This is a genomic window from Halanaerobium congolense, assembly GCF_004366375.1.
Lineage (GTDB): Bacteria > Bacillota > Halanaerobiia > Halanaerobiales > Halanaerobiaceae > Halanaerobium > Halanaerobium congolense.
Window position 1 is genome coordinate 55820 of record NZ_SOEF01000001.1, and the last position, 18203, is coordinate 74022.

General features: G+C 32.1%; 16 protein-coding genes, 3 tRNA genes and 1 riboswitch. Of the genes, 2 read left to right on the forward strand and 17 right to left on the reverse strand.

All coding sequences use genetic code 11. The features are described from left to right. Positions 1–62: 62 nt before the first annotated feature. Both C7954_RS00290 and C7954_RS00295 read right to left on the reverse strand, forming a co-directional pair. A complete protein-coding gene (locus tag C7954_RS00290; RefSeq protein ID WP_073155992.1) occupies positions 63–914 on the reverse strand; it encodes a phosphate/phosphite/phosphonate ABC transporter substrate-binding protein in 852 nt (283 codons plus the stop codon). A gap of 191 nt (positions 915–1105) precedes the next feature. Further along, complete coding sequence (locus C7954_RS00295; protein WP_134058388.1) at positions 1106–1627, reverse strand: peptidylprolyl isomerase; 522 nt, start codon at positions 1625–1627, stop codon at positions 1106–1108. Between the two features lie 221 nt (positions 1628–1848). Here C7954_RS00295 and C7954_RS00300 point away from each other — a divergent pair, with 221 nt between their 5' ends. After that, positions 1849–2823 carry an ABC transporter substrate-binding protein gene (locus C7954_RS00300; protein ID WP_089722678.1) on the forward strand — a complete coding sequence of 325 codons (975 nt, stop codon included), beginning with the start codon at positions 1849–1851 and terminating at the stop codon, positions 2821–2823. Between the two features lie 94 nt (positions 2824–2917). On the opposite strand, the gene C7954_RS00305 is transcribed toward C7954_RS00300, so the two are convergent. The 10 genes from C7954_RS00305 to nth form a co-directional block, all read right to left on the reverse strand. Then, positions 2918–2993: transfer RNA gene (locus C7954_RS00305), tRNA-Phe, on the reverse strand. Between the two features lie 21 nt (positions 2994–3014). Next, positions 3015–3091: transfer RNA gene (locus tag C7954_RS00310), tRNA-Met, on the reverse strand. Between the two features lie 7 nt (positions 3092–3098). Further along, positions 3099–3174, reverse strand: a tRNA-Lys gene (locus C7954_RS00315). A 171-nt stretch (positions 3175–3345) separates the two neighbouring features. After that, positions 3346–4614, reverse strand: coding sequence for a LysM peptidoglycan-binding domain-containing protein (locus C7954_RS00320; protein ID WP_089655652.1), 1269 nt, complete (start codon positions 4612–4614; stop codon positions 3346–3348). Positions 4615–4667: 53 nt separating this feature from the next. Then, positions 4668–5153 (reverse strand): tRNA (uridine(34)/cytosine(34)/5-carboxymethylaminomethyluridine(34)-2'-O)-methyltransferase TrmL, encoded by a 486-nt coding sequence (gene trmL, locus C7954_RS00325; protein ID WP_218970463.1) that lies wholly within the window; start codon positions 5151–5153, stop codon positions 4668–4670. A 66-nt stretch (positions 5154–5219) separates the two neighbouring features. Then, the gene (locus tag C7954_RS00330; RefSeq protein ID WP_073156004.1) at positions 5220–5978 is read right to left on the reverse strand and encodes an MBL fold metallo-hydrolase; all 759 of its coding nucleotides are present in this window, start codon (positions 5976–5978) and stop codon (positions 5220–5222) included. Positions 5979–6032: 54 nt separating this feature from the next. Next, on the reverse strand, positions 6033–6587 hold the full coding sequence (locus C7954_RS00335) for an ECF transporter S component (protein ID WP_089716452.1): 555 nt from the start codon (positions 6585–6587) through the stop codon (positions 6033–6035). Positions 6588–6670: 83 nt separating this feature from the next. Further along, positions 6671–6791: riboswitch (FMN riboswitch) on the reverse strand. Between the two features lie 46 nt (positions 6792–6837). After that, the gene (locus C7954_RS00340) at positions 6838–8967 is read right to left on the reverse strand and encodes a SpoIID/LytB domain-containing protein (protein WP_073156010.1); all 2130 of its coding nucleotides are present in this window, start codon (positions 8965–8967) and stop codon (positions 6838–6840) included. A 17-nt stretch (positions 8968–8984) separates the two neighbouring features. Beyond that, entirely contained in the window at positions 8985–10307 is a 1323-nt protein-coding gene (locus tag C7954_RS00345) for a PhoH family protein (RefSeq protein ID WP_073156012.1), read from the reverse strand. Positions 10308–10325: 18 nt separating this feature from the next. Beyond that, entirely contained in the window at positions 10326–10970 is a 645-nt protein-coding gene (gene nth, locus C7954_RS00350) for an endonuclease III (RefSeq protein ID WP_133618061.1), read from the reverse strand. A gap of 238 nt (positions 10971–11208) precedes the next feature. Here nth and C7954_RS00355 point away from each other — a divergent pair, with 238 nt between their 5' ends. After that, positions 11209–11808: a 5' nucleotidase, NT5C type gene (locus C7954_RS00355; RefSeq protein WP_073156015.1), complete on the forward strand. Its 600-nt coding sequence runs from the start codon at positions 11209–11211 to the stop codon at positions 11806–11808. Here the strand turns inward: C7954_RS00355 and C7954_RS00360 are convergent. From C7954_RS00360 to yfmF, 5 genes are read right to left on the reverse strand one after another with little or no spacing between them, the layout of a single operon-like run. Beyond that, positions 11767–13416, reverse strand: a complete 1650-nt coding sequence (locus tag C7954_RS00360) for a nucleoside kinase (RefSeq protein WP_073156018.1) — start codon at positions 13414–13416, stop codon at positions 11767–11769. The two genes, C7954_RS00355 and C7954_RS00360, sit on opposite strands and share 42 nt — an antisense overlap. Further along, positions 13406–14503, reverse strand: a complete 1098-nt coding sequence (gene queG, locus C7954_RS00365) for a tRNA epoxyqueuosine(34) reductase QueG (RefSeq protein ID WP_073156021.1) — start codon at positions 14501–14503, stop codon at positions 13406–13408. The genes C7954_RS00360 and queG overlap by 11 nt, the downstream gene beginning before the upstream one ends. Next, positions 14493–15635 carry an MFS transporter gene (locus C7954_RS00370; protein WP_089716455.1) on the reverse strand — a complete coding sequence of 381 codons (1143 nt, stop codon included), beginning with the start codon at positions 15633–15635 and terminating at the stop codon, positions 14493–14495. Before C7954_RS00370 ends, queG begins: the two co-directional genes overlap by 11 nt. A gap of 5 nt (positions 15636–15640) precedes the next feature. Further along, positions 15641–16924, reverse strand: coding sequence for an EF-P 5-aminopentanol modification-associated protein YfmH (yfmH, locus tag C7954_RS00375; RefSeq protein WP_134058391.1), 1284 nt, complete (start codon positions 16922–16924; stop codon positions 15641–15643). Between the two features lie 5 nt (positions 16925–16929). Next, positions 16930–18201: an EF-P 5-aminopentanol modification-associated protein YfmF gene (yfmF, locus tag C7954_RS00380; RefSeq protein WP_073156342.1), complete on the reverse strand. Its 1272-nt coding sequence runs from the start codon at positions 18199–18201 to the stop codon at positions 16930–16932. Positions 18202–18203 lie beyond the last annotated feature (2 nt).

Sequence of the window (18203 nt, forward strand, 5' to 3'; positions counted from 1 at the left end):
TCATCCTTATTTTTAAAACTTCATTCAGCTGAAGTTCTATGAAGTTCTATTATAACTAATAATTATTTTGAATAATCTACTAAATATTCTCTAACAATGTCATACATTTGATCATTACTAACAGCAAAACCATCAAAACCAGATTTTTGCATTGCTTTTAAACCTTCCTGATCAGTATCAAGACTTAAAAAAGCTTTTCTGAGTTTATTTATTATATCTTTTTTTATATCTTCTCTGGCTGTAATAGAAGATGTTGGTAGATAAGAAGATTTAGCAATAATTCTAATTTGTGAACTATGTTCTTTATTAAGCTCATCTTCTAAAATGAATAACTTTATTGCTCCTGCATCAACTAATCCATAACTTACACTTTTTAAAACATTAATATGTTTGCCTGTGTATACAACATTTAAGTCATCTTTATAATTTATGTTATTTCTATTTAAAATAGCTATTGGTAAATAATAGCCTGAAGTAGAATCTCTTTTAGCTGTGAGGGCTAGTTTTTTACCTTTTAAATCAGTTAAATTTTTAATTTTAGAATTTTTATGTACAATAAAACCTCCTCGATAATAGGGACTACCCAGCCTTTTTTCTAAGACTATTGGCTTACAGTTTAATTCATTACGTGCTTTTACATAAAAGACTGGAGAAAAATAACCTAAATCAATTTTTTTGTTTCTCATTAAATCTATTAATGTTTGATGATCTTTTGCAACTACCAATTCAATATCTATTCCACTTCTTTTAGACACTTCATCCAGGATAGACTGCCAACTTTCTAATTTTGATAAAGCAATTTTTTTGGAAGTGACACCTAAGGTTATAAACTCCTCGGCCTGTATTGAAATTGTAAATATTATAAAAAATAAAATTAGCAGAACTAAATAAAGATATTTTTTTAAATATTTCATTGTCCATCTCCTTAACTTACTTTTATTCTATATATATTTAAATATTTAAAATTAATTAAATAATCTGAAATTTAGTCACCTATTTTTATTATATACAATTAAGAAACAAAAAACAAAAATATTTAAGAAAGGCTGACAGAATTATCTGCCAGCCAATTTTTATTATATATAATTTTTAATTTTAATACATTTTAAAGCTTTTCTGGAGACTTATATTCTACACCAAAAGTTTCTACCTCGACAGATTTCATTACCTGTTCTTCTTTCGGCATATCTCTAGCGCCTGTTTCTACTTCAGCTATTTGATCAACAGTTTCCATACCTTCAACAACCTCACCAAAAGCTGCATATTGGCCATCTAAGTGAGGAGAATCTTTGTGCATAATAAAGAACTGTGAACCTGCAGAATTAGGGCTCTGACTGCGGGCCATCGAAATAACTCCACGTCTGTGTTTTAAATCATTATCATAACCATTAGCAGAAAATTCACCTTTAATTGAATAACCGGGATTACCCATTCCTGTGCCATCAGGACAGCCACCTTGAATCATAAAACCTTTTATTACTCGATGAAAAATAAGACCATCATAATACCCATCTTCAGCCAGCTGAATAAAATTTTTAACTGTATTTTCAGCTTTTTCTGGGTAGAGTTCTAATTTGATTTGATTCCCACTTTCCATTATTATTGTTATTTCTGGATTTTTTGACATTTATAACACCTCAATTTAATTTTTAATCTTTCTTTCATTATTATATATAATTTAAGCTGATATTTAAAGCTGATATTTTAAAATCTTATTAATCAACACGACTTATTTTAAAATCTGATCTTCTTAATTTCAAAAAGTTAAAAATTGACAAGCTGAAGCTATTAATTATATAATTGATTTAAATAATTTGATTTTTCAAAAAGAAGGGAGTAGAAAAAAGTATGAAAAATATTTTAAAGAAAAGCTATTTATTAGTTTTAATTGTTCTATTAATATCTTCATTTTCAATGAATTTAGCAGCCCAGGAATATGAGATAGGAATTTCACAGTTTGTTGAGCATCCATCTTTAGATTTGGCCAGAGAGGGTTTTATTGATCAGCTGGCAGAAGAAGGTTTTGTTGATGGTGAAAATATTGAAATAGATTTGCAGAATGCTCAGGCTGATTTTGCCACTGCTCAGACGATTGCCCAAAGATTTAATCAAAATAAGGTTGATTTAGTTTTAGCAATTGCAACACCATCCGCTCAAACAGCAGCAAATGTTTTAAAAAATACGCCGGTATTAATTACAGCTGTTACTGATCCTGTAGAAGCTGGTATTGTTAAAAGCATGGAAAAGCCAGGAGCTAATATTACCGGAACAACAGATATGAATCCGGTGGCAAAACAGTTAGAATTAATAAGAAATTTTTTACCTGAGGTAAAAGATATAGGTATTTTATATAATCCAGGTGAGGTGAATTCAACTGTTCAGGTTAAATTAGCTAAAGAAAAAGCCAAGGAAATGGGAGTTAATCTGGAAGAAGCAACAGTTAGCAACAGCAGTGAAGTTAGTCTGGCAGTTTCTTCATTGGTAGATAATGTAGATGCAATTTATGTGCCAACTGATAATATTATCGTTTCTGCAATGCCAACTGTACTTCAAATAGCACATAATAGAAAGATTCCAGTATTTGCTTCTGAAAATAACTCAGTTGAGCAGGGTGCAGTTGCCACTTTAGGAATTGATTATTATCAGTTAGGCAGACAGACTGGATCTATGGCAGCCAGGATTCTTAATGGTAGTGACCCTGCGAAAATGCCTGTTGAATCTTCGAAAGAATTAAAGCTTTATATTAATCAAAAATCGACTGAAGAAATTGGTTTAGAAATTCCAGCAGAACTATTAGAATCTGCTGATACTATTTTTAAGTAAAGCGAAATTAAAAAAGAGTTCATTATTTAGTTAAAAATTATATATGCAAAAAAAGAAGCCAGGCATAATGCCTGGCTTTAATATTCTAAAAAAATGGTGGTGGAAGACAGAATTGAACTGTCGACACGTGGATTTTCAATCCACTGCTCTACCGACTGAGCTATTCCACCTAATATGTAATTAATTAAAAATGGTTGCGGGGACCGGATTCGAACCGATGACCTCCAGGTTATGAGCCTGACGAGCTACCAGACTGCTCTACCCCGCGCTATGAATGGTGAGCCATGGAGGATTCGAACCTCCGACAACCTGATTAAAAGTCAGGTGCTCTGCCAACTGAGCTAATGGCCCATTTCTCTTGCGACGCTTTTTATAATATCAATAAACCAGGTGGTTGTCAAGAAAAAAGTACAAAAAAGTTTAATATAAAGTAAAATTTAGAAAAAATAAAAGGCAGACAACAAATAGAGCTGCCCACCTTAAAATTTAAATCATCTCAAACTGCAGTGTCACATTATTAAACTAAGGTAAATAATTTTTAGGATTCAGCGGCTTTTCATTTTGTAAAACTCCAAAATGAAGGTGGGGCCCTGTGCTTAAACCTGTATTTCCTGATAAAGCTACCACTTGTCCCTTATTAACCATTGAACCTTTAGCAACACTTACCTTTGAGTTATGTGCATAAAGAGTTTCTATACCCCGACCATGATCAATAATAACTGTATATCCAAATCCGTTCATCCAGCCGCTATGTACAACTTTTCCTCCTGCTGCTGCTTTTACACGAGTACCTGATGGTACAGCAATATCCAAACCATTATGAAATAATCTTGTCTTTTTAATTGGATGAACTCTCCAGCCAAAATTAGAAGTGATCCTTCCGTTAACAGGCCAGATCAAAGAGCCTCGTTCCAAAGAAACCGGGCCTCTCTGATAATCAGTAATAATTAACTTATCACCGGCAAAAATTCGATCTCCACTTAAATTATTTGCCCGTCTAATTGCATCTACATTAGTCCCATACAGCCGAGCGATGCTGCTTAAAGCGTCTCCTCGCTGAACCTGATGTACAATCTGTTTAGAAGATGAATTAGCTTCTTTTATTTTAGCTGAACTATTATTTTTAACAGCCTTGGAATCAATTATCGGAAGCACCAGTTCCTGTCCTGCCTTAATAAAATCTGAATTTAGATTATTAGCATTCATTATTTCTTCAACAGGTAAGTTTCTGCGGGCTGCTATTGAAGATAAGGTGTCTCCGCGACGAACTGTGTAATATACCTGAGCATTTTCTGCTTTTGAAGCTGCAGAACCAGCTGTGCTCTTATTATTTGAAACAGTTTTTATTATTTTATCTCTTGGTATTTTTAAATCCTGTCCTGGCTTAATCTTAACAGAACTAAGATTATTAAATTCCATAATTTCTTTCACACTAGAATCCTTTGACCTCGCAATTCCTGACAGAGTATCTCCATTATCTACTAAGTATAGTTCATAAGATACTTTCTCAGAAATCATTTTTTTCAATAACTGGCGGGTATTATCACCAGCTATTCCATCAACCGATAAATTCTGGCTTCTTTGAAAATCCTTAATTGCATTTTCAGTACTTCGGCCAAAAATCCCATCAGGTGCTGCATTATATCCAAGAGTTTTTAAATATTTTTGAATTTCCATTACATCTCTTCCGCGATCATTCAGTTTGACCTGAAAAGCAGAAACTGTAATAGTTATTGACAAAAGAAAAACTAATAAAATTATTATCGTAGTTAGAAAGTTATTTTTTCCCATATCTCCCCTCCTTTCTTCCAATTTCTTCTACAATATATATTTCTAGATAAAAGTTAAATCTCCTCTTTATATTTTCCTTTTTTGTTTAAATTTATAAAATTATTCTGCCTCAGGGCTTCATAAATTATAATGGAAACTGAATTAGAGAGATTGAGGGACCTCAATTTGTCCAGCATCGGAATCCTGATACAGTGTTCTAAATTTGATTCTAATAAATCTTCCGGCAAACCAGCAGTTTCTTTTCCAAATAAAAAATAATCATTTTCTTGATACTCAAAATCTGAATAAGCTGCTGGAGCTTTTGTGGTTGCATAAAAAAAGCGCCCTTCTTTATTCTTTTCAAAAAAATGATCTAAATTATCATAATAACTGATATCTAATTTGTCCCAGTAATCAAGACCTGCTCTTTTTAAATATTTGTCTGAAGTCGAAAAACCTAAGGGCCTGACTAAGTGCAGTTTAGAATTAGTAACAGCACAGGTTCTAGCTATATTACCGGTATTTTGTGGTATTTCTGGCTCAACAAGTACAATATTCAATTCGATCACCTTATTGTAATTAATTTATGTTAGTTAATTTATATTACGTTATTTTAAATTTTTTGATCAGACATTTATAACCAAACCATCATAAGCAGGACTTACATGGTCCGGCAAATAATCATCTAATTGCTCGTGGTCTAATCTATGTGACAGATGAGTTAAATATCCATGTTTTAAAGATAATTTATCAATTAATTCGACAGCCTGATCAACAGACATATGAGTTGGATGGTCTTCAAATCTAAGCGCATCTACAGCAGCATACTCAATTCCCTCTAAAAGTTTTAATGAACTATCAGGAATATAGCTGCAGTCAGTTAAATAGGCAAAATTATTGATCCGATAAGCTAAAATTTGGTTATCTCCATGATAGATTGGAACAGCTTTAATTTGAAGATCTTTGAATGTGAATTCTCTCTCTACTTCTTTTATAATAACCTGAGGTATTCCTCCACCTGGATTATTATCTGAAAAAATATAAGGGAAAATCCTTTTAATATGATTTAAGGTTTTTAAATCTCCATAAACAGGCATTTCTTTACCCTGATACCAGTTAAGAGCCCTTATATCATCAAAGCCCATAATATGATCTGCATGAGCATGAGTCATTAAAACTGCATCAACATTCTTTATCTTATTATTTATCAGTTCCAGCCTCATCTCAGGTGGAGTATCTATCAATAAATTATATTCTTTACTTTTAATATGAATGGAAGTACGCATTCTTTTGTTTTTTGGATTATCAGACTGACAAACCTCACAATCACAGGCAATAACAGGTACCCCATGAGAGGTTCCTGTTCCTAAAAATGTTATCTGCAAAAAAACATCTCCTCTCATAAAAATTTTATCTTAAAATTGGGGTATTTGTCAAACTTATTCTTTTAGTTCTCCCCGTTTAATTAGGGATTTACTACGCATAAAGTTAGACAGTTTTTTATAAATTAAAACTGTAATCACAGAATTAATAATAGCTTTTGTTAAGTTAAAGGGTAAAATCCCTGGTAACATCATCTGTAAAACCTGTTCTCTAGGAATCCCATAAAATATAGGATTTAAAATCAAATTAGCTCCTGCCATTACAGCAGTCATTGCAATTGAACCAATAACCAGACCTTTGATAGCACCAAGCTTATTATGATGCTGCTGATAAAAATATCCGGCACACCCGGCAAATACACCGGTTGCTAAAAAATGCATAAAAGCTCCAAACGGACCTCCAAGACCTGTAAAAACAGCCATTAAAATTGATAAAATAAAAGTTGCTCCCAGTGCTGCGCCAGGGCCAAACAAAAATGCAATTATCAATATCGGAATATCTCCTGGTTCATAAATTAAAAATGGTAAAAAGATCGGAAAACGAATCAGCAGCATTAAAACTAAAGAAAAAGCTGCTAGAACTGCGGTTGTAGTTATTTTTTTAGTATCCATTCTCTGTCTCCTCGTATATTTATTTATTATCTTCAATTTTGGCAAAAAATTAACCCTGCTTAAAAAACAGGGCCTCTAAATAATTTAATCTTCTTTATTCCGGACTTTACCGTCGGTACTGGAATTTCACCAGTTCAGCTCAAGCTCGTGGACTATACCACCGGTTAGGATTTGCTAAAAGCTCACCATACCCTGAAGATAATATTTTATTGATATTTTAATTATAAGGAATAACTGCTGTAAAAGCAAATTATTTTTGTAAATTATAGTTAATTATTTCAACTCCGGGATAAAAATGCTGAATAATCTCCCGATAATCCCAATCAGCTGCAGCCATTCCAGCAGAAGCAGATTGATCAAGTCCTAAATTGTGGCCCCAGCCTGATCCAAAAACAAGTAGTTCTTTTAAATAGCCATCTTTATCATAATGGCTGTTAAAATAAAAACGGCTGCTTTTTAAACCACCAAGAACTCTTCTAATCTGGGATACACTGTAATTTTTTTCTGACTCTTCTCCATAAATTGTTAAAGAAGTTATTGTTCCACCTCGAGCCCGCTGATTAACTTCGATCCTTTTTATTTTATCTAAACCACTGCGGTATTCGATTATTTCTGCAGGAACTTTTAGCTGCCAGCGGTAATTACTGCTGCCATAATCTTTAGAATATGATTCTGGAGCAGAAAAAAGCCACTGCTGCAGTTCTAAAGGAGTTAAAGGAAAATCATAGTTATCTTCCTTCATCTGATTTGAGCCCCTAAGATAAGGTAAGTCTGCTGACCAAATTTGATCACTGCGCTCAGTATAACCGCCACTATTGCTGCTGAAAACCGCCTCAATAATTCGGCCTTCATAAACTGCAGTTTCTCCCTGGGTCTCCAATACAGCTTCAGTAGTCCGCTGATCCTCACTTATAATTCCATTATAAGCGGCACAGTGAACACTGGAACAGAGATCATATCCCTCTCTGCTGTGGCGTCCTAAATTATTTAAGGTATAACTTCTTGCTGCTATTGCCTGAGCTTTCAATGCTTCTTCAGGCCAGCTGGCATAAATTTCAGAAGGAACTACAGAAATCAAATATGAAGTTAATTCTACCTGATTTATTAAAGTAAAATTATCTCCTTCACCTTTAATAATCATATTACCTCTATATTGTCTATTACCACTTCCCTGCCAGAAATATCCCTGACCATAGTTGATATTATAAACATAAAATGAAGAGTTTTCCTGACTGCTGTAAAGCTGATATTCTAATTTCGAGTCACCAAGTTTAATTTTTTGATCACGACTGCTGATATAAATTGATTCATTATCAAGCTCCAATAAATAATTTTCTTTAGCCCTACCTTTAAATATTATTCTTCCCTGATAAATAATAGCAAAGGGATCCGAATACTGAAAAAGTAAGTGTTCATTAGCTTCCTGCAGCCCTATTCTTAACATCTCTATTTTTTTCTGATTTTTAAGTTTTTGCGGCTCCTGCCAGGAAGCTTCCAAACCAAAAGGGTCAACTTCTTCAGGCTGATCTAAATCTTCTGTTTTTTGTTTTAAGTTCGGATATTTTTCCTGATAAAAGTTAATTTTTTGATAGGCCAGCTCTTCAAACCACCCATAATTTAGTGCTCGCTGCCAGTGATTATAAGCTTTTATTTCTTCACCTGATTTTTCCAGCATTTGAGCCATGTCCTTATAGAGATAACTCTGGGATCTATTTGCCTGATATGCACTTTCATAATCATTAAAGGCTGCAGAATAATTTTTTTGAAGTTTATTTAATTCAGCCCTAAGCAGATAAAATTCTGAAGTACTCCCATTTAAATCACTAAGTTCTGCTAAATATTTTTGAACTTTCTCATAATTTTCTAGTTCTAAATTATTCTTGACTAGATAATAATATTTTTGAAAAATAAAATTATCAGATTCAGTTTCTGAATTTAGCTGCTTATTTTCATCATTTTTATTAATTTTGGTTTCTAAAATATAATTTGAGGCTAGATTATTATTTAACTCATAGAAATTAACAGCTAAATTTAAATAATCATGCTTATTTTGACTTAAAATAGAAGTCTCAAGTAAAACTCTATTTTCCTCTCTTAATTTATTTTGATCACTATAAACTACTGCTAAATTTCTCCTGCTTTCTAAATTATAGGGAGCAAGTTCAATTATCTGCTGATAATAATACTCTGCAGATTGATAATTAGCCTCATAAAAAGCTTCTTTTGCTAATTTGAAAAATTCTTCAATGTTCCTATCTCTGCTCTCCTGGGCCAGCATTATAGTCTTTTTGGTTCCTTCTTCATAAAAATAATCAAAAACTGGAATTAAAATCCCCAAAAGGAGAGCAGAAATAATTATTAATCTAAAAACTTTTTTCATTAAATACAACTCCTAGTTTAAAGAAGGTTACTAGCAATTTCAGCCAGCTCTGATCTTTCACCCTCTTTTAACATAATATGACCGGCAATTTTTTGGTCATGAAATTTATGAGCCAGATAATTCAAACCATTTTTATGGAAATTTAAATAAGGATTATCTATCTGGAAGGGGTCTCCCGTAAAAATTAATTTTGAACCCTCTCCAGCTCTGGTTACAATTGTTTTTACTTCATGTAAAGATAAATTTTGAGCCTCATCTATTACAATAAACTGATCAGGTACTGAACGACCTCTAATATAGGTCAGAGCTTCAACCTGAATTAAATCTTTATCCAATAATTTTTGATAAGCATACATTGCATCTTTATTACGATGGACTATAAAATCTAAATTATCAAAAATAGGTTTCATCCAGGGACCCATCTTCTCTTCTACATCTCCCGGCAGAAATCCAAGTTCTTTTCCCATTGGTTGAATTGGTCTGGCTACAAGCAGTTTTGAAAAAGACTGCTCATCAACTACTTTTGCAAGACCAGCAGCGAGTGCCAGTAAAGTTTTACCTGTCCCTGCTTTACCAGACATTGTCACTAATTTTATTTCATCATCAAGCAGCAGCTCCATAGCCATCTGCTGTTCTCTATTTCTGGCTCTAATTTTGGCAGGCTGACTCTTATTATAGCGAAGAGGTACCAGGTTTTCACCATCAAAACGGGCCAGAGCAGTATTTTTATTGCGGTCATCTGCTGTTAACTGAACAAATTCATTCGGATATAGAGAATCATCAAGTTGATTAAGCTCCGATAAAGAAATCTTTTCTTCTTCGTAAAATTTATTAATTAGATCTGCACCACACATTATTTCTTTAAAACCTGAATAAATTTCTTCTTCTTTTAGGCGGCTAGAACTATGCTCTTCAGCCTCTAAGCCATAGGCATCACAGATTAAACGCATATTAATATCATCAGAAATCATAATAACTTTACGGTCTGCATTTTCTTTTTTTATTTCGTTTTTTAGATGAATAGCAGTAGAAATAATCCGGTTATCCATCTTGCTGGAACTTAAACCGCGGGGAAGCTCTAATTTACCATTGATTATAATTTTAACTGTACCACCTGAGTCTAATTCCACACCATCATGAAGATTACCACTCTCTCTAATTTCTTCTAAAATCCTGGAACTTTCACGAGCATTGTAACCTAAATCAGAGCTTTTGGTTTTTAAATTATCAATTTCTTCTAAAACAGCGAGTGGAATAACAACATCATTATCCTCAAAACTATAAATAGCACGAGGGTCATTCAGAAGTACATTTGTATCTAAAACAAATATTTTTTTCATTTTGCTTCCTCCCTCAAATTAATTATTTTGATAATATCTGCAGATATGACTGGCAAAACAATTTTTACAATCTGGATTTTGTGCCTTACATATTGCTCGACCGTGATCAATTAACCAGTGATGGAAATCTATCCAATATTTTTTTGGAATTAATTTAGTTAATTCTTTTTCTGTCTGGTTAACATTTTTGCCGCTGCTTAAACCAAGACGCTCTGAAACTCTAAATACATGAGTATCCACCGGAAAAGCAGCCTTATAAAAAGCGTTGGCTAAAACTACATTAGCAGTCTTACGTCCAACACCTGCTAATTTAAGCAGTTCCTTTCTAGTTGATGGTACTTCTCCCCCAAAATCATCAATTAACATTCGGCAGGTCTTTAAAATATATTTAGTTTTATTCCTATAAAGACCGATACTATTAATTTTTTCTTCTAACTCTTTTTGACTAAGCTTTAACACCGCTTTAGGAGTATTATACTCTTTAAAAAGCTCTTTAGTAACTTTATTAACCTGAACATCTGTCGTTTGAGCTGATAAGATTGTTGCAATTAAAAGCTCAAAAGATGAGTTGTGTTCTAACGCCGTTCCCGGTTCAGGATAATGTTTAGAAAATAGTTCAACTAATTCTTCTACTTTTTCTCTTTTATTTATTTTTTTAGTCAAATTTCTACCTCCTCTAAGCACCATTCTTAATACCATTTTACTCTATATTTTAGCAAAAATAAAGCTAAACCAATAATTCTGATAAATGTTCATAGTATCTAGACATAGCAATTAATTAATGATAGTATAATAAAAAGTGTGGACAAAGTTTAGCTAATTAGGTTCATATAATTTTGTTGAAAATATAATGTTAAAAATATAATGTTAAAAAGTTTAATTTATAAATGAGGTGTTAATTATGAAATACAATTTTGGTATTGATATTGATGGAGTTTTAACTGATGAAGGACCGGATAATAACAGTATCTGGCAGCAAAAAATGAATGAATTTTTTGATCGCGAAATTACTCTAAAAGAATATACTTATGATCTAGCAGAGGCTTTTGCAATCAACAATCAGGAATTAAATGAGTTTATTCAGGCAAAAATAGAAGATGTATACAGCAGTGTTCAACCAGCGGCTGAGGCCAAAGAGATACTGAATGAACTATATCAGGAAGGTCACCGCTTAATCTTAATCACAGCCCGCCATGAAGAACATCGTCCTCTAACTGAAAAATGGTTAGCTAAACATGGGATTCCCTATCATGAGCTGCATCATGAGCATAATAAGGCTCCCTTAGCTGTTAAAAAAAATATTTCTTTATTTATTGATGATAAGAAAGAAAACGCACTAGAGATTGCAGCTAAGGATATTCCGGTTTTCCTGGTCAGTAAGTATCATAACTATGATTTTGATGGTAACAGTAAAATCACTAAGGTTAATAACTGGGATGAGATTAGAAAAAATATAAAGCTATTTCTCTCTAAAAACGCTCATGCCGGTAAACTCTCTTAAAATTGAGGTAAATGGAACTTCATTATCAGGTATAGCTTTAAAATTACTCAGAATTTCAAGCAGCCGTTGTGCCTGATGATAATTTTTATTTGTTTTATCTATCTGTTTTAATAAGGGCTCAACATAATTTTTTAAGACAGATAGTTCATAGATTAAAGCAGAATTAAACATCACATCTGCATTTTCCTGATAAGGAAAAATATTTTCTTCCTCACCCCGACGAACACTCTGCCATAAATTTAAAGTATCGGCAGCTGATAAACCTCGATATTGATTATCTCTTACAACTCTCCTAATTAAACGAGTATCTGTTGTTGGAATCCTATTATGACAGTCAATATTCAGCTGAGTTAGAGCACTAATATAAATTTTGAATTTTAAATCCTGAGGAATTACTTCGGTCATTATATCATTAAGACCATGAATCCCCTCAATTAAGATTGGCTGATCATCATCCAATTTTAAAAACTTACCGCTGTTTTCTCTAATTCCTTTTTCAAAATTAAATTTTGGCAGCTCAACCTCTTCTCCCTGGATCAGCTGTAAAAGATGGTTATTAAACAATTCTAAATTTATTGCTTCAATTGATTCAAAATCAGGTTCTCCATTTTCGTCAAGTGGAGTATTTTCTCGATTAACGAAGTAATCATCACCCGAAATTTGAACTGGTCTTAAACCATTAATTTTTAATTGAGTTGATAAACGATGAGTAAAGGTTGTTTTACCAGAGGAACTTGGTCCGGCAATTAAAATTATTTTATTTCTGGGCATCCCACTTTTAATTCGATCTGCTATTTCTGCAATTTTTTTCTCGTGTAAGGCTTCTGCAATTCTAATTAATTCATTGTATTCGTTGGCTTCAATACACTGATTTAATTCTGCAACATTATTAACACCTAAAATTTTCCCAAGCCGTTCATATTCTAAAAATACATTTGCAAGTTTTGGCTGTTCTTTAAATTTAGGAAGCTCTTTATTAGTAAAAAATTTTGGAAAAAGCAGTACAAATCCTGGAATCCTTAAATGTAAATCAAATTTTTTTAAATATGAAGTTGAAGGAACCATATTGTAGTAAAAATAGTCATAGTAACCATCTAATTCATATAAAGTATAATAATCCTTGTCCTGCTGCTCCAGCAGCTCTCGCCTGAAAGCACAGTTTTCCTGAGCAATTATTTCTAAAACTTTTTCTTTTTTTAATTTATGTTTTTTAATTTTATAATCAGCATCAATTATCTCCTGCATTCTTATTTTTAGCTTATTTAAATCACTTTTGCTCAAACTTGGCTTATTTTCCAGTTCACAATAAATCCCATTGCTAATTGAAATTTCAATTTTTAAAATAGTTTCTGGAAATAATTCATAAATTGCCTTTGCCATTACAAAATAGAGACTTCTTCTGTAAATTCTATTTCCTAATTCTGAGGCAATATTAACTGTTTTCAGTTCAGCGTCTCGATCAAGTTCTTCGGTTAAATCATAAACTTCATTTTCAATAATAACAGCCATTATATCTTTTTTGTTTTCAAGGCTGGTTTCAGCTATTATATTTTCGATACTGCTTTTTTCAATAACTTTCAGTTTTTCATTGTCCACTTTAAGATCCATTATTATCCTCCTCTGAAACTAAAATCTTCTTTATTTTATTTTTATATTCACTATTTTGTTCCTGATTGAGATATTCTTTTACAATCTTTTTCGCCTTTTTGAAATCAATTTTAAGCAGAGAATAAGCTGCATAATAACGAATTATCGGAGAATTATCATTTAATTTTTGTTTAATTTTATTAAAAAATCTTTTTTCTTTTAAATTAGCTGCTGCCAGCATTGCATTACGAAGTAAAATTCTGCTGCCCCTCCAAGTTACAGCTGTATTATCTAATTCTGCAGGCACTTCTTTGCTTTCTAAATTAAGAAAATATTCTAGATTTTTATTAAAAAATTGAAGTTTTTTGGCTGCAGAGGCTTTACTTTTCTTATTATAAGGACAGACATCTTTACAATCATCACAACCCCAGATATGGTGGCCAATTTTTTTAATTTCTGATTCTGTAAGTATTCCTTTTTTTTGAGTTAAATAAGCAGTACAATCCTCAGCAGCCAGCAGATTAGCTTCTTTAAGTGCCTGAACCTGACAGCTTTCAAGACAGAGTCTGCAGCTGCCGCAGTCAAGATCTAAAGGCTGATCTACTGCTATTTCTAAATCTGTAAAAATCTCTCCTAAAAATAAATTTGAGCCTAGCTTAGGGTTAATTAAAAGAGTGTTTTTGCCGATAAAACCAAGACCAGCTTTTTGGGCTAAAGCTTTTTCTAAAAATGGTGCCTGATCAACAAATATTTTATAGTTAAAACTGTAGTTTAATTTTTGCTGCAGTCGGGATGCCAGTTTTTCTAATTTATTTTCCAGATAGCTGTGATAATCCTCTACAGTTACATAATTAGATAAAAAAAGGTTAGCTTCATTATGATTATAACTAACTGCAGCTGCAATAATTGATTTTAAGTTAGGAAAGTGCAGAACCGGTGTTGTCAGTTCTTCAAGATTCTGATTAGCAAATGGTTGGGGCCAGAATTGACCCTGACTTCTTTCTTTTAAAATTTCAAACTCTGTTTCCAACTTTTGATTATCGGTAACCCTACAGATATCAATATTTAACTCAGCAGCACATTCTTTAACCAGTTTATTAATCTGCATCCAGTTTTAACTCCTTCTCCTTTTTAAATATATAGAGGCTGTAAATTATACCTGCAGCAGCTGAAACTAAAGCCCAAAAAAAATACATACTCTCTCCCCCAGATAGCTGATAAATCTTACCACCAATTAAACTACCTGAAATAGCACTTAAACCCATAAATACTCCTGCATAAAGGTTTTGTCCTGTCGCTCTAAACTTTTCTCCACTTATCTTATCAACATAGTCGACTCCAACTGCAAAAAACAGACCAAAGGTAATACTATGCAGCAGCTGGGAAAATAATATAATTGGAGTGAATGGAAAAAACGAAAGTAGAAGCCAGCGGATAATAAAACCAATACTAATAATAACTATTATACTGCTGAATTTATTTCCTTTAATGATTCTATCAGAAAAGAAAAATGCTAAAATTTCACTTGCAGAAGAAACCGTTAAAGCCACTCCAATTAAAAATTCTCCCCCGCCATGTGCCACAATATATAAAGGAAAATAACTATAATTTGCATTCATTGCTGTCTGCAGAATAAACACAAAGAATAAAAAGTAAAGCAGCCTTCTTTTTTTAAATATTTTTTTAAAGTCTCCCGGATTTAAAACTTCAATTTCTCTTTCACTTTTCGGAAGAAATTTTAATAAAAACATTGATAAAATTAAGATGACTGCATAAACATAAAATAAATTGGCAGAAGAAGTAGCTTCCAAAAAGTAGCCCATTACAGAAACCGAAAGCATATAACCAGCTGAACCCCACAGTCGAAACTTACCATAATGATTGGATTTATCACCAAGATAATCTAATAAAAGGCTGTCAGAAAGAGGAATGATTGGATTTTGAAATAATGTATAAAAAAACATCAGCAGCATTAAAATTTTAAATGAAGTTGTCTGAGGAAAAAAAATAACTGTCAATAAAGTCCCTGTTAAGGTAATAAACAGAACTTTTTTATTTTCATGAAAATAATCGGTTAAAAATCCCCAAAATGGCATCAAAAGCAGAGCAAAGATTCTAGGAATAGCATTTACCAAACCAATTTGAAAAGAATCAAGCCCTGCATCTTGAAAATAAATATTGAAATAGCCAAAAGCTGCCATTGTAATATAAAAAATAAAGTTATAAAGCTTAAAAGCCAAAAAAATCAGTCCTCATTTATAATTATTGATTCAACCATTAGATCTTTATTAAATATTTTATCTGAATAAGACAGTAATTCAGGAAGAGTGATGTTATCAATTATTGAAGCTAAATCGAAAATATCAATTCCCAAACGACGGTAATTAATAAATTCAGCCGCTAAATGATTAAAGTTATTGAATAATCTAATATAACTCCCCTGGTATTTTCTTTTAATCCGCTCAAAATTATCTCTGATTTCATCATGGTCAATATCAACCAATTTATCTTTAATTTTTCCCCGCATTAAATCTGGTCTGTTACTTTCCCCATGTAGATGTACATAAGCATAATCAGGTTTTTTATGATAAGTGCTGGAAAAACTGTTGTCAATAATACCCTGTTCTAAAAGCTGATTATAGTTTTTACTGCTGCGCCCAAAAACTATATCTAAAAGAAGATTAACAATATATTCTTTTTTTATTATTTCAACAGGTTCTTCACCTGTAACCGGGTCTTTAAAGGCGATCTGAACCATCGGTCGCGAAATATTCATTTTTTCTTCTACTAGTTTTTTGGCTACTGCAGATGGTTCTTCCTCAATAATTCTAACAGGATTTTTGAAATGAGGAAAATGCTTTTTTGCCTGATTTTCTTTGATTAAATTAATTATTTTCTGAGGCTCAAGATCCCCAATTAAAATCAAATCCATATTAGATGGCAGATAAAAATTATAATAACAAATATATAAATCCTCTGGAGTTATTGACATTACACTTTCTTCAGTCCCAGCTATATCGTTTTTAACCGGATGTTTGGAATATAGTGCTGATAAAAGATTAAAATATGATTTCCAATAGGGGTTATCCTGATACATTTTAATTTCCTGCACAATAATCCCCTGTTCTTTTTTTACATTTTCTTCACTAAAATAAGGATCCTGAACAAATTCAATTAAATTAATTAAGGAATCTTCGAAATTGCTGCTGCTTGAAAAAAGATAATTAGTACTGTCAAAATTAGTATAAGCATTAGCCGAAGCACCAAGATCAGCAAACTTATCAAAAATACTCTTTTCCTTATCTTCAAAAAGTTGATGCTCTAAAAAATGAGCAATTCCTAAAGGCATATTTCTTTTACGTCCATTTTTGACATCAATGAATTCAATATCATTTGAGCCAAAATTTACGGAAAGCATTGCGTATTGTTTAACATAATCCTTTTTAGGAAATATATATACATTTAGACCATTATCCAATTTAGTTTTCACTAATCTTTCATCCATTATCTTATTATAAATATTTTCCAAATTTATCAGCCCTCACTTTTCAATAAGTATACAGTGTCTAATTTCAACTTTTCAGCAGCATTAATTATGTCATCTATTTTGACTTTTTCTACCTCGGCAATAGTTTTTTTGATTGACTCTCTTTTGTTATTAACCAGGCTTAAAAGATAATGAGCAGAAAGAGCACGATTGCTGTCTAAATCCTGTTTCAAATGGTTGATAATACTCTTTTTAGAGCGTATAAAATCTTCCTGACTGAAGTCACCCTCAGCTGCTGAATTAATTTCTTTTTTAACCAGTTCTACAACTTCCGCCTGGTTTTCAGCATTGATACCACTGTTGATTAATAATAAACCTTTAGTAGTCTCAATAGATGAACTGACATAATAAGCTAAACTTCTCTTTTCTCTAATTTCTCTAAATAATTTAGAATGAGTTGAGCCTCCGATTAAACTATTGAAAACTAAAAGTGAGTAGTAATCTTGGTCTTTCCTAGTAATTCCAGTCCTAAAACCCATAGACAATCTGGCCTGATTAACTTTCATTTGCTGATCATAAAAGTCAACTTCCTTATCACGGTAAACCACTTCAGTGTTCTCATCAAAAATATCTGTTCCAGCACTCAGCTTAGTTTTAGTGAGTGTCTGCTCAACAAAAGCACTTTTAAAATCACCAATTAAAAACAGCGATCTTTTTGCTTCATTAATAATTTTTTGATAATGATTATAAAGTTCCTGATTTGTTATTTCTGCTAGAGCAGAGACTGAGCCCATTTTATAAATTCTATATTTTTCATTTCTGCACATTTTCTGCAGACAATTTTCAACTGTAAAATTATATTTATCATTGATCAATGACAAAATATCCTGCTTTAAAATTTCTTTTTCCTGCTCAAAATAATTTTGTTTAAACTTTCCAGCTTCAACTACAGGATTAAAAATTACATCATTTAGAAGCTCAAAGGCATTTTCTGTTAAATTGCTTTTATGAGTTAAAAACTTTTCGTTAACTATTTCTAAAGAAAATCTTAAAATTTGATTTTCTCCTCTTTTTAAAATATTGGAACTCATATTAGATCCGTATAAATTTTCTAGTTCAGTTTTTATTATCTGATTGTCCTTATATTTTTGGGAACCTCTCTCTAAAATATATGGGATCAAGGCATTCATGGCTGCCTCTTTTTCGCTTACAAGAGGCAGCATGAAATATATTTGAATTAGATTTGTTTTAAATTTATCTGTTGCTAAATGATGGGTATTGAATCTGTTCTCATATACTTTAAATTCTAAGTCATTCATAG